General features: G+C 43.7%; 14 protein-coding genes and 1 other annotated feature. All 14 genes read right to left on the bottom strand.

Going from position 1 to position 12,253, the window contains the following annotated elements; translation table 11 throughout:
- Nucleotides 1–3 precede the first annotated feature (3 nt).
- Complete coding sequence (locus ATL39_RS06705) at nt 4–2,007, bottom strand: chemotaxis protein CheA (protein WP_120192517.1); 2,004 nt, start codon at nt 2,005–2,007, stop codon at nt 4–6.
- 196 nt (nt 2,008–2,203) lie between these two features.
- Nucleotides 2,204–2,857 (bottom strand): phosphate signaling complex protein PhoU, encoded by a 654-nt coding sequence (phoU, locus tag ATL39_RS06710; RefSeq protein WP_120192518.1) that lies wholly within the window; start codon nt 2,855–2,857, stop codon nt 2,204–2,206.
- Nucleotides 2,858–2,874: 17 nt separating this feature from the next.
- Nucleotides 2,875–3,678: a phosphate ABC transporter ATP-binding protein PstB gene (gene pstB, locus ATL39_RS06715; protein ID WP_245960944.1), complete on the bottom strand. Its 804-nt coding sequence runs from the start codon at nt 3,676–3,678 to the stop codon at nt 2,875–2,877.
- Between the two features lie 39 nt (nt 3,679–3,717).
- The gene (gene pstA / locus ATL39_RS06720; protein ID WP_120192520.1) at nt 3,718–4,626 is read right to left on the bottom strand and encodes a phosphate ABC transporter permease PstA; all 909 of its coding nucleotides are present in this window, start codon (nt 4,624–4,626) and stop codon (nt 3,718–3,720) included.
- Entirely contained in the window at nt 4,627–5,565 is a 939-nt protein-coding gene (gene pstC, locus ATL39_RS06725) for a phosphate ABC transporter permease subunit PstC (protein WP_120192521.1), read from the bottom strand.
- A 101-nt stretch (nt 5,566–5,666) separates the two neighbouring features.
- Complete coding sequence (locus tag ATL39_RS06730; protein ID WP_245960934.1) at nt 5,667–6,653, bottom strand: PstS family phosphate ABC transporter substrate-binding protein; 987 nt, start codon at nt 6,651–6,653, stop codon at nt 5,667–5,669.
- A 222-nt stretch (nt 6,654–6,875) separates the two neighbouring features.
- Nucleotides 6,876–7,613: an MBL fold metallo-hydrolase gene (locus ATL39_RS06735; protein ID WP_120192522.1), complete on the bottom strand. Its 738-nt coding sequence runs from the start codon at nt 7,611–7,613 to the stop codon at nt 6,876–6,878.
- 65 nt (nt 7,614–7,678) lie between these two features.
- Nucleotides 7,679–7,963: a 50S ribosomal protein L27 gene (gene rpmA, locus ATL39_RS06740; protein WP_120192523.1), complete on the bottom strand. Its 285-nt coding sequence runs from the start codon at nt 7,961–7,963 to the stop codon at nt 7,679–7,681.
- A 6-nt stretch (nt 7,964–7,969) separates the two neighbouring features.
- Entirely contained in the window at nt 7,970–8,299 is a 330-nt protein-coding gene (locus tag ATL39_RS06745) for a ribosomal-processing cysteine protease Prp (RefSeq protein ID WP_120192524.1), read from the bottom strand.
- A gap of 12 nt (nt 8,300–8,311) precedes the next feature.
- The gene (gene rplU / locus ATL39_RS06750) at nt 8,312–8,620 is read right to left on the bottom strand and encodes a 50S ribosomal protein L21 (RefSeq protein WP_120192525.1); all 309 of its coding nucleotides are present in this window, start codon (nt 8,618–8,620) and stop codon (nt 8,312–8,314) included.
- 13 nt (nt 8,621–8,633) lie between these two features.
- Nucleotides 8,634–8,707: a sequence feature (ribosomal protein L21 leader region), on the bottom strand.
- Nucleotides 8,708–8,771: 64 nt separating this feature from the next.
- Nucleotides 8,772–10,256, bottom strand: coding sequence for an Rne/Rng family ribonuclease (locus ATL39_RS06755; protein WP_170146860.1), 1,485 nt, complete (start codon nt 10,254–10,256; stop codon nt 8,772–8,774).
- Nucleotides 10,257–10,323: 67 nt separating this feature from the next.
- On the bottom strand, nt 10,324–10,482 hold the full coding sequence (locus tag ATL39_RS17405) for a hypothetical protein (protein ID WP_170146861.1): 159 nt from the start codon (nt 10,480–10,482) through the stop codon (nt 10,324–10,326).
- A 147-nt stretch (nt 10,483–10,629) separates the two neighbouring features.
- Nucleotides 10,630–11,427, bottom strand: a complete 798-nt coding sequence (gene minD / locus ATL39_RS06760) for a septum site-determining protein MinD (protein ID WP_120192527.1) — start codon at nt 11,425–11,427, stop codon at nt 10,630–10,632.
- A gap of 63 nt (nt 11,428–11,490) precedes the next feature.
- Nucleotides 11,491–12,192, bottom strand: a complete 702-nt coding sequence (gene minC, locus ATL39_RS06765; RefSeq protein WP_170146862.1) for a septum site-determining protein MinC — start codon at nt 12,190–12,192, stop codon at nt 11,491–11,493.
- Between the last annotated feature and the right edge of the window lie 61 nt (nt 12,193–12,253).

Here is a 12,253-nt window from a genome sequence, read left to right on the forward strand (position 1 = left end):
TCCTTACGCTATCAGCGTATTTACATCCACTATTAACGCTACGTTTCCATCTCCCAAAATAGTTGCACCTGAAATGGACGCTATATCCGGAAGAAAAGGTCCCAGTGATTTCAGAACGATATCCTGCTTGCCTACTAAATGATCAACCATCAAAGCCGCGATTTTACCGCCTTTGTTAATAACAACGATAGAATGCTGGCTGCGTTCTTCCTGGGAACCTGGAATAGCAAACACTTGATGCAGCGAAAGCAGCGGAATAATTCTGCCGCGGAAGTCAATAACACGCTGGCCATGTGAATGGAAAATATTATCTTTGGTAATAATGGCTGTTTCTACAATAGATGAAATCGGAACTGCATATTTTTCCTCTCCGGCCTCTACGAGCATGACATCCAGAATAGAAAGCGTCAGCGGAAGCTGAATCGAAAAAATAGAACCTTTACCGGGCTCTGAATCAACCGATACGATTCCTCCCAGCGACTCGAATGTGTTTCTTACCACATCAAGCCCTACTCCGCGTCCTGAAATATCTGTAACTTCGGCTGCCGTACTGAAACCGGAAGCAAATAAAAGGCCGTAAATATCCTGATCCGTCTTTTTCTCTACATCTTCTGCAGCGATGATTCCTTTTGACAATGCAATATCTATGACTTTTTCTTTATTAATACCTGCCCCGTCATCTTCCATTTCGATCATAACATGGTTGCCGCTGTGGTAGGCACGAAGAGTTACCGTGCCGGTTTCCGGCTTTCCTGCCTGTTTTCGTACCTCCGGCGTTTCAATTCCATGATCTAGTGAATTACGCAGCAGGTGTACGAGAGGATCTCCAATTTCGTCAATTATTGTACGGTCAAGCTCTGTATCCGCACCAACAATATCGAGTTCAATTTTTTTACCAAGTTCTTTTGACAGCGAACGAACCATGCGCGGAAAACGGTTGAATACATTTTCGACCGGCATCATTCTCATCGTAAGTATAATCGTCTGCAAATCACCGGATATACGGGACATGTGTTCTACTGTATCAGTTAGTTCACTGTGTTTAAGTTCTGCAGATAGCTGCTCAAGCCTGCCTCTGTCGATGACAAGCTCTTCAAATAAATTCATCAGCTTATCAAGGCGATCTGTGTTAACCCGCACGGTTTTCACAGCTTCTGTCTGCCGCTGCGGCATTTCCGCTTTATTGGAAGGCGGCGAAAGCTCCTGATTTTTTTCTTCTGTTATACTCTGCTCCTCATGTTTCGTCTGGACTGTTTCTTTTTTCACAACATGAACATGAACATCTGTTACTTCCGAAATTCCGGCAATCTGTGCCTGCAGGTTTTCAGGCTCTTCTTTTGTGATAAGCGTAACAGTGAATTCATTTTCAAACGCTTCCGCTTCCAGATCAGCCATTGCCGGCTGGCAGTTGATTACTTCCCCGGCTTTTTCTACTACGCCAAATACCATAAATACCCGGGCTGCTTTCAGCATCGTCTGCTCGTCCAGCGTAACGTTCAGGCAGAGTGCATGGTATCCCTGCTCTTCTGATTCCTGTATTACTGCCCATTCGTACTGATCATACTCCGGTATCACTGAGTGCTTTTCAGGAGAAACATTTGAAGCTGATGCAGTTTCTGCTGCTTTGTCTCCAGCAAGAAGAGCTTCAAGCTTCGAAGCTGCCCCCTGTACATCTTTTTTCCCGCTTCCTCCGCTGGATATATCATTGATCATATATTCCAGATCATCCACCGATTCAAAAACAACATCCAGAACAGCCGGCGTCACTGTCAGCTGATCGTTTCTAATCTGGTCGAGCACATTCTCCATATGATGGGTTAAATGTGCCAGATCTTCAAAGCCCATCGTAGCTGCCATTCCTTTCAGCGTATGGGCAGACCTGAAGATTTCACTGATAATGTCTTTACTGCCGTTATTTTTCTCAAGCTCCAGCAGGTGTGTATTTACAGCCTGCAGATGCTCCTGGCTTTCTTCAATAAACAATGTCAAATATTCTTTATTATCCACGGTTTCTCCCTTCTCCACGTCCTCTATTTCTTTGCTGCTTATGGAGTCCTTCCTACTAACTATCGGCATTCTCTTATGATTATTTAAGTATTTCTGTTTCCTTGACCATAGAAATTTACTATAAAACCTTATGTAATAAAATAGATTTGAAAATAGAAAAAACGTATCTTCTAATGAAGATACGTTTTACAGTGTTTTAATTCAGATCAAAATGCTGGCCGTTCTGTTCATAAACAATCCATTCCGCCAGGTTGGTAGCATAATCTGCAATCCGTTCAATATACCGCCCGATAAAAGCAAGCTGGGCGATGTTTTCTATTTCATTCTGCTCAATAGACATAGCGAATAGTCCACGTACAAACATTTTATATTTTGCATCAACTTTATCGTCCAGAACCGCAATCTGCTGAGCTGTCATTAAATCTTTATGCTTATAGGCCGACAGCGCCCGATCCAGCATAGAAACTGCGATAGAAGCCATTTCCCGCATTTCTTCTATTTTATGCTCGGGCTGAAAAGCAGTCATCCGCCTGGAAGCTTTTATAATATCAATGGAAAGATCTCCCACACGCTCCAGGTCGCTCGATATCTTCAAAGCTACAATGGTAGTTCGAAGATCAGTAGCTACCGGCTGCTGCTTCGCAATCATTAATGTCGCTTTATCATGGATTTCAAGCTCTTTTTTATTGATTACTTTATCATAGTCTATAATGTCCTGCAGCAGATGTCCTTTTCCTTTATCAAGAAGTTCCATAGCACGTTCAAACGTTTGGATGACTTCCTTACCCAGATTGAATACTTCATCCTGCAGCGAAGCCAATTCTTGTTCATACGTACTTCGTACATTCATCTGCTGTACCTCCGTTCTTAACCGAAACGTCCGGATACATAGTCTTCGGTCCGCTGATCCTGCGGCGAAGAGAAAATATTGGATGTGTCATCATACTCCACGACTTCCCCATTTAAGAAAAAGGCGGTCCGGTCAGAGATTCTACCTGCCTGCTGCATATTGTGAGTTACAATAATGATGCTGTACTTCTTCTTTAATTCCTGAACCAGCTCTTCTATTTTTAATGTAGAAATAGGGTCCAGAGCAGAAGTCGGTTCGTCCATTAACAACACGTCTGGTTCAATTGCCAGGCAGCGTGCGATGCAGAGTCTCTGCTGCTGTCCGCCTGAAAGACCAAACGCATTCTCTTTCAGCCTGTCTTTTACTTCATCCCATAAAGCCGCGTCTTTTAAACTTCTCTCTACGATTTCATCAAGGACTTTCTTGTCTTTAATCCCGTGGATTCTCGGGCCGTATACCACATTTTCATAGATGGATTTTGGAAATGGATTCGGCTTTTGAAATACCATCCCTACTTTGGTTCTTAATTTTTCGACGCTGAATTTCTTATTAAAAATATTGTTATCACGATAGTAGACTTCACCTGATGTTTTTACAATCGGAACCATTTCTGTCAGACGGTTCAACGTTTTAATAAATGTTGATTTTCCGCAGCCGGAAGGTCCGATAATAGCCGTTACTGTTTTTTCGGGAATGTCGAGTGTGATATCTTTCAGCGCCTGATCTTTTCCATACCAGAGATTTAACTTATCAACTTTATAAACATTGCTTGTTTCTTTTTTCACCTGATTGGTTGAACGATTATCCTCCGTCTGCAGCATAGTATCCCTCTTTTTTTCAGATTGCATTGTGGATCCCCCTTAGAATCTTTGTTGGAATTTATTTCGAATCCACACGGCGATGGAATTCATTAGTAAAAGCATAGCAAGCAGAACAATAATTCCTGCTGCTGCAATAAAGTGAAACTCTTCCTGTGGTCTGCTCGTCCAGTTGAATATTTGAATAGGCATAACCGTAAACTGTGAAAATACATTATCCGGCAAAAATGCGATGTAGGTTAATGCACCTATCATAATTAATGGAGCTGTTTCTCCTATAGCACGGGACAGGGCAAGTATGTTCCCTGTTAATATACCGGGCAGAGCCGCTGGAAAAATAATACGGAACATTGTCTGCCACTTTGTTGCTCCCATACCAAAAGATGCTTCTCTCATTTCTGAAGGAACGGAACGGATCGCTTCCTGGGAAGCAACTACGATAATGGGCAGAATAAGAAGCGCCATCGTAAGTCCACCGGCCAGCACGCTTCGTCCCATGGAAAGTTCTCTTACAAAAATAGTCAGGCCGAGCAGTCCAAATACAATAGAAGGAACGCCTGCCAGATTGGAAATATTCATTTGGATCAAAGCAGTAAATTTGTTTGTAGGTGCATATTCTTCCAAATAGACTGCCGTACCGACACCGAGTACGAAAGCAACCGGCGCGGTAACGACCATCATCCAGAACGTACCGACAATAGCAGCTTGAATTCCTGCTTCATCTGCGTTTCTTGAAGCAAAGGAAGTCATAAATTCCCAGTTTAAAAAACCAATTCCCTGAGTGAATATCCGTACTAATAATATCAACAGCATAAGCAGGCTGAATAGGACGGCTCCGAAAAATATACCTTTGAATATTTTATTTTTTAATTGACGTTTTTTTTCATTTGAATTATCTTCTACTTCAGGATAATCCGCTACAGTTGCTGCATCCTGTTCTGGTAGAGCCATTTAATAAACCTCCCTGAATCGCTTCGATATAAAATAGGCAATGACGTTCATCAGCAGGGTGAAAAGGAACAATGTCATGCCGACAGCGTAAATACTGTAGTACGTTGTCGTACCGTATCCTACGTCTCCGAGGCTTACCTGCACAATATAAGCAGTCATTGTCTGTACGGCATTCGTAATATCCATATCGGTTGTTGGATTTGCACCGCCTGCCACTGTAACAATCATCGTTTCCCCAATCGCTCTTGAGATAGCGAGTACGAAAGATGCCAGAATACCGGAAAGAGCTGCCGGTACGACCACTTTCATTGCCACTTCTAATCTTGTGGAACCGAGCGCGTAGGCGCCTTCTCTCATCGATCCGGGAACCGCACTCATCGCATCTTCAGAAAGGCTGGCCACCATAGGGATAATCATAATGCCTACTACCAGACCCGGGCTGAGTGCATTGTATACTCCCAGTCCTGGGATAACATTCTGCAGAACCGGTGTAACAAAAGTTAAAGCAAAGAATCCGTATACGATCGTTGGAATTCCAGCTAATACTTCCAAAATAGGTTTAATCGTTCTCCGTGTTTTATCACTTGCATATTCACTCAGAAAAATGGCGGCTGCGAGTCCTATAGGAATAGCTATAACCATCGCAATAACTGCAATCATCAGTGTTCCTATAATCAGCGGCCTGATACCAAAATCCGGTTCCGAAAATACCGGATACCAGTCCGGACTTGTAACAAACTCTACAATAGAAACGGTTGAGAAAAAAGTAAATGTTTCTGCCATAAGTGTAACGACAATACCAATAGTAGTTAAAATCGATATAACAGCACATGTTAGAAATAACTTTGGCATAATTTTTTCTGCTGCATTTGTCAGCCCACGGTTTGAGGACTTTTCTTCAATCTGCTGGCTTATCGACTTTTTTGGACGGTTTTCCATTATGATCCCCCTTGATCCCCATATATACTTAGTTAGTCTTTATAAAAAGGAGAAAAGCAAGACTGGGTTCGTCTCGCTTTCACCTGTTAATTTATCTACGGTTACTCGGCGTCCGCTGCAGCTTCTTCAATCATTTGTGCATTCTCTTCATACTCTTCGTCTGTCAGGTTAATATAGCCAACTTCCAAAGCAAGTTCTCCTGCATTTTCATTGGTAAAGTTCACGTAGTCCAAAATGTGTTCTTCCTGCAGGGATTCCGTTTTTACATAAGTGAAAAGGGGACGGGACAACGGCTCATAGGTGCCATCATTAATTGTTTCTTCTGTCGGCTCAATTGGGCCGTCTCCATTATCAATCGGTACAATTTTTAAGGAATCCTGGTTTTCTGCGTAATAAGCGTATCCGAAGTAGGCAATTGCGTTTGGATTGCTCTGCACTCCAGTAACCAGTACGTTATCATCTTCTGACAACTGGGCGTCACGGGAAATATCTCCATCTTCGAGCACTTCTTCAACGAAGTAATCAAACGTTCCTGAATCGGTACCAGGGCTGAAACGCTCAATTGGCTCATCAGGCCATTCAGAGTTAACATCGCTCCATGTTTCAGCTTCTCCATCCATGAAAATGGTTTGAAGCTCTTCTACTGTAAGCGAGTCAATAAAATCATTTTCCTGGCTTACAACAACGGATAATCCGTCGTAGGCTAACGGCAGTTCAATATAATCAATACCAGCTTCTTCAAGCTGTTCCACTTCTTCATCTTCAATGTCTCTGGACGCGTTACTTAAATCGGTTTCTCCACCGATAAACCGTTCAAATCCACCACCGGAGCCCGAAACACCGATTGGCGCCCGTATATCCGGATTTTCGGCTTGATATTCTTCAGAGACAGCTTCCATTATTGGAAAAACGGTTGAAGATCCGTCAATAGCGATTTCGTTCTCTCCTTCACCTGAAGCAGCTTCTTCCCCAGAGCCTTCTCCGGAACCGGATGCTTCCTCTTCTGTTTCTTCTCCGCCGCCTCCGCATGCGGAAACTGCCATAAGTCCTGCAAGTGATAGAGCCATCCAACCTTTTTTCATACGCATAATGTTTTCTCCCCTTTTTCTCTCATTGTCTAAGTAGTGTTGCTGAGTGCGGAGTAAATTATCTCTCCTGCTCACAATTGCTAGTATAGAAGAGAATTGTTAAGCCAAAATAGGCGTATTGTAAAGATTATGTAAATGCAAAGTTCATCCAACGATTATTCCCCGTCAGAACAAGGTTTAAATAAAAAAATCCCATCCAACTTTTATTGGAAGGGAAAATTTTTATATCGTTTTATTCCATCCGGAAGCGGCTAAATGAATCATCCCGTCATATACAGAAGCAGCTTCTTTCACGAGCTGCTGATGGTTTCCAAAATGCGGAAGGTGAGTAAGAAGCAGTTCTTTTACTTCAGCATGCGCTGCAAGCCGGCCGGCTTCAACACTGTTCATGTGGCCGGGTCCTGAACCATCCTGGCCGCTGTAAAGGCTGGCTTCTGCTATTAACAAATCAGCGCCTTCTGCCCACTCCGCCATTTTTTCAAAATAGGACGTATCGGCTGTATAAAACAGGCAGCCGCTGTTTCCCTGGATTCTCATAGCAAAACAGGGAACCGCGTGCTGAACAGGATAAAACTGAAAAACAAACGGTCCAATCTGAAGCGGGGTATTTTCATCATATGCTTCTGCTTCTACAATGTTTTTATAAGAAAGTCCGGAAAAACCATTGCGATCGTCCCTATGACCGAAAACCCGCACAGGCTTTGCCGGGGCAGTTTGAATATAAGGCTGCAGAAGACGGAAGTAATGAAAAGCTCCAATATCGCTTACATGATCATTATGATAATGAGAAACTACCACCGCATCAATATGTTCTAATTTTATATAGCGCTGGACGTTGGAAACCACTCCGCTGCCGCAGTCTATTAATACGCTGAAGCCGTTTTCTTCTATGAGATAGCCGGAAGCCGCCTCCCCTGCCTCCGGATACGCATGCCAGAACCCCACTACTGTTATTTTCATTTCTTTCCCTCCATTCTATGTAAAAAAGCACTGCCTCTATAACGATAGAGACAGTGCTTATACTACTATGCTTCTTTTGCTACGATGCTTACCTGCTTGCGTTTTTTCCCGAGGCGCTCAAATTTCACTACGCCGTCGATCTTGGCAAACAATGTATCGTCGCCGCCGATTCCTACATTCGTACCTGGATAGATACGGGTTCCGCGCTGACGAACAAGGATAGAACCACCTGTTACGTACTGCCCGTCTCCACGCTTCGTACCAAGGCGCTTTGATTTGGAATCACGACCGTTCTTCGTACTACCTACACCTTTTTTCGATGCAAAAAACTGAAGATCTAATCTCAACATATGTCTTCACCTCCCGTGATCGGAAATGCTGATGTGCTCGCTGTAATCAGCGGCAATCGTTTGAAGAGAAACAATCATGCCTTCGAGCAGGATCTGTGCTTCCGGTGAACTTTCATCCTCCGGAAGAATGCACTGTAAAAATCCGCCGTTGTCTCCTAAATCAATTTCAAGCTCGGCTTCGCATAAAGCCGTAACAGCATTCACTGCTCCAAAAGAAACAGCTGATGCTCCTGCACATACTAAATCGTATCCGTACGGACCCGATTCGGCATGGCCTGACATTAAAAAAGAATAGATGGATTGATCATTTCTTCTATTAATCGTTACTTTTATCATATCGTTCCTATCCTAAAGATCGATTTTGTCGATAATTACTTTAGTGTAAGGCTGACGATGACCCTGCTTACGACGATAGTTCTTTCTTTTCTTGAACTTATAGACGATGATTTTTTTGGCGCGGCCATGCTTTTCGACCTTGCCTGTTACTGTAGCGCCCTCAATAAATGGAGCTCCTACTTTTGCATCATCACCGCTGACAAATACTACATTTTCAAATGTTACAGAATTTCCAGCTTCCGCATCCAGCTTTTCAATGTAGACTTCCTGTCCTTCTTCTACTTTGATCTGCTTTCCGCCTGTTTCAATAATTGCGTACATACTTTGCACCTCCTGTTTTACTAAGACTCGCCACTTTAGGTGCCTGAAAGGACTTGAAAACCTAGTCATGTGCGGTTGTAGTTTGGGTGCTAATCCAAACGACTAACTATGAAATAATACCATATTGGCAGAGGGAGTGTCAATTCTTCCTTTATCTTTCTTGTTGCCGTTTTGACACCTCTTCTGCGGTTCCGGCAAAACTTATTTCCGGACGCAGGCTCTGCGCACTGGAAATTGATATGGAGAATGGAAAGAGCTGTTTCCAGAAGTCAAGCAGATGCTGTCCGTCTTTCTCAAGCCATTCCGCGGCATGGAACGGCAGCGTCAGCAGAACCGCCTCTGATTCGACTTCTCGGTATTCGTACAGGAGGCGCTCTGCTTCGTAAACGATAGTCTGTGCTTTTTTTATCTTCCCGCTTCCAGAGCAGGGCCGGCACGGTTCAAACAGCCGGTCGTGCAGGCTGCGGGCCGTTTTTTTTCTTGTCATTTCAAGAAGACCGATCCGGCTGATACCAAGTACATTTGTCAGCGCCCGGTCTTTTTTTAAAGCCTGCTTCAAGCAGTCGGTTACTTCTTCTTTGTCTTCCGTTCGTTTCATATCAATAAAATCGATAACGATTATTCCTGCTATATCACGAAGCCTTAGCTCCTTCGCAATTACTTTTGCCGCCTCTACATTTGTCTGTTTTATTGTTTCCGCTACATTCGTTTTCCCCGTAAATCGTGCAGTATTCACGTCGATTACGGTCATTGCTTCTGTTTTATCAATTTTCAGGGAGGCGCCGTTTTTCAGCCATACGTGGTCAAGCAGCAGCCGTTCCAGCGGCTTATCAAGCTTTTCATGGCTGAATACATTTTCACGTCCGCGGTATGTTACCATTTTGTTCGTATCTTTTTCTTCATAGCGGAGCAGACGGCGGATCCGCTCTGCTTCTTCTGCGTTATCTACTACAATCCGGCTCAGCTGGACAGCCGGATAATCTTTCAACAGCTTTTCTGCAAGCCCGCTTCCTTTTTTTAATAGACCCGGCTGTTTCATTTTACCTGCCGCTTTTTCCAGTTCGCTCCACTCTTCTTTAAGCAGCATAATATCCGCTTTAACCACTTCCCACCTGCTATCGCCTGCATTCGTACGGATAACTGCTCCCTCCTGCTGTTCTAATACTTCTGCAGCTTTCGTACGCCATGCCTCTCTTTCGGTTTCCGGATGAATTTTTTTGGAAACAGCGATATAGTTACCGTTAGGCATAAACACACTGTACTTTCCGGCAAAAGAGAGATTTTCAGTTAACCTTGCCCCTTTTTCTCCAAACTCTTCTTTTTCCACCTGAACTGCCACAAGCTGGCCCTGCGTAATAAATTCATTGATACTGCGTTTTTCTTTTCTGGCATAAGGTTCGTCCAGGCGGCGGTAGGAGAGAAGCTCATCCCTATAGAGAAATCCATTTTTTTCCCGGCCGATATCTACAAAAGCTGCCTGCATTCCCTGTACCACATTTTTCACACGTCCAATATAAATATCCCCAGCCGTTTTTGTTTCATCCGGTTGTTCGATATGTACTTCTGCCAGCTCTCCATCTTCCAGAAGAACCGCTCTTTTTTCCGAAGTAGCCGTATTAAAAATCAATTCTTTCATCGTATCGTTCCTCCTTTTGCAGCTGAGGTTTTTCAACAAAAAAACCCCCGTTATGACGGGAGCCTGTCTACAGCTTTCTATTTTTAGCTTTTTCGTACAAAAGCGTAAGCTGAGTAGTGTATTTTTTCCAGTCATCATTTTCAATCGAACCGGATTGGTATATTTTTTCTGTAAGCTGGCTTGCTTTCTTTTTTTCATCAGGAGAAAGCAGATCAATAACAGCCATAGGTAACGTCTCCTTTGTTGATTCATTCGCAGGACTTTAGTGTACTTTCTTCTTTTAGTATACCATAACCCGGCATAAGTATAGAATAGTCTGCTTTACAGGAGCAGGCGCCATAAAAAAGAGTCCCTTTCAGGGGGACTCTCTCCATTATGCTTTCATGCCGAATAATTTTTTCATTTTGGAGAAAAAGCCTTTTTTCTCTTCTAATGACATCAACGGAACTGATTCACCCATCATGCGCCTCGCAATATTCCGATAGCCGATAGACGCCCTGCTGTTAGGGTTCATCGCAATCGGCTCGCCTTTGTGAGCTGCTTTCAGCACGTCGTCTTCATCTACGATAACTCCCAGCAGATCAATAGCAAGTGTTGACGTCACATCATCCACATCCAGCATCTCGCCGGAATCAGATAAGTGCTGCCTTACACGGTTAATAACCAGTCTGGGCGGCGTGATGCCTTCTTGTTCAAGCAGTCCTACAATGCGGTCCGCGTCTCTAACCGCTGCTGTATCAGGTGTCGTAACGACAATAGCATGGTCTGCTCCTGCCACAGCGTTTTTGTATCCCTGTTCGATTCCGGCAGGACAGTCAATCAGAATAAAATCATAATCTTCCCGAAGAGAATCAATAATTTCCTTCATTTGTTCCGGGCTGACCGCTGACTTGTCTTTTGTCTGGGCGGCAGGAATTAAATGCAGGCAGTCAAACCGCTTATCTTTAATTAAAGCCTGCTGCACACGGCAGCGGCCTTCTGCTACATCAACCAGATCATAAATAATCCGGTTTTCCAGCCCCATCACAACGTCAAGGTTGCGCAGGCCGATATCGGTATCGAGCATACAAACCTTTTTGCCCTGCAGAGCCAGAGCAGCTCCTATATTTGCGGAAGTTGTTGTTTTACCAACTCCGCCTTTTCCTGATGTAATAACGTAAGCCTCTCCCACTGTAATTCCTCCTTTCATGCAAAAACATGAAATTTGTTATGGTACGATTTTTGCTGCTGACTATTACTTTACATCTGCAGTTTTCTTATCTCTTCGAGACGTATAATACGTCAATACTTTCATTTTCTCAAAAAGAATTTCATCTTTTTCCTGCTCATAATATGCATAAAGCGGTTCGGAAAGCAGGTCCTCCTGCTGTTCATGACGTTCCGGGGCATGATAATACTTATCGGAAATTGAAAGCTGCTTCGGTCTCATAATAGAGGCACAGATTACTGCATCTTTCTTTCCGTCAATCCCGGCGCGTGCAATTCCTTTTAAGGCACCAAGTACATAAATATCACCGGTGGCTTCTACGGTGCCTCCGGGGTTAATGTCCCCCAGAAGAACAATGTCCCCTTTTGCACGGAGCACCTGTCCGGAACGGACAATGCTTGAAAATGACGTAATGGAGGCCTCTTCCCTGATGCGTTTGGCTTCCTCTTTTGTCATTACATAGGATTCAAGCTCTTTCATTTCAATCGTGGCTGTTTTGGAAAGGACTTTTGCTATGTCTCTTTCCTGCTCTTCTTTAATATACCGGTAACCGGCGTTCACTTTCACTGCTACTTTAGGACCGTCATTAACCAGCTGCTGTTCATTGCTGATTTTTTCTTCCAATCCTTTCATCAATTCATTAAAGTCGCATTGATCATCCAGAAAGATTGTTAAGCCCTGCTTCGTGCCTTTAATTGTAATATACTGGCTTCCGGAGCTTTGTTCCATTTTTTCACCCCTCATCCTAAGCTGTCGATTTTCCGGGTTTCCCCTGTCGACCGCCTTATTT

The organism is Sinobaca qinghaiensis (assembly GCF_003610495.1).
GTDB lineage: Bacteria > Bacillota > Bacilli > Bacillales > Marinococcaceae > Sinobaca > Sinobaca qinghaiensis.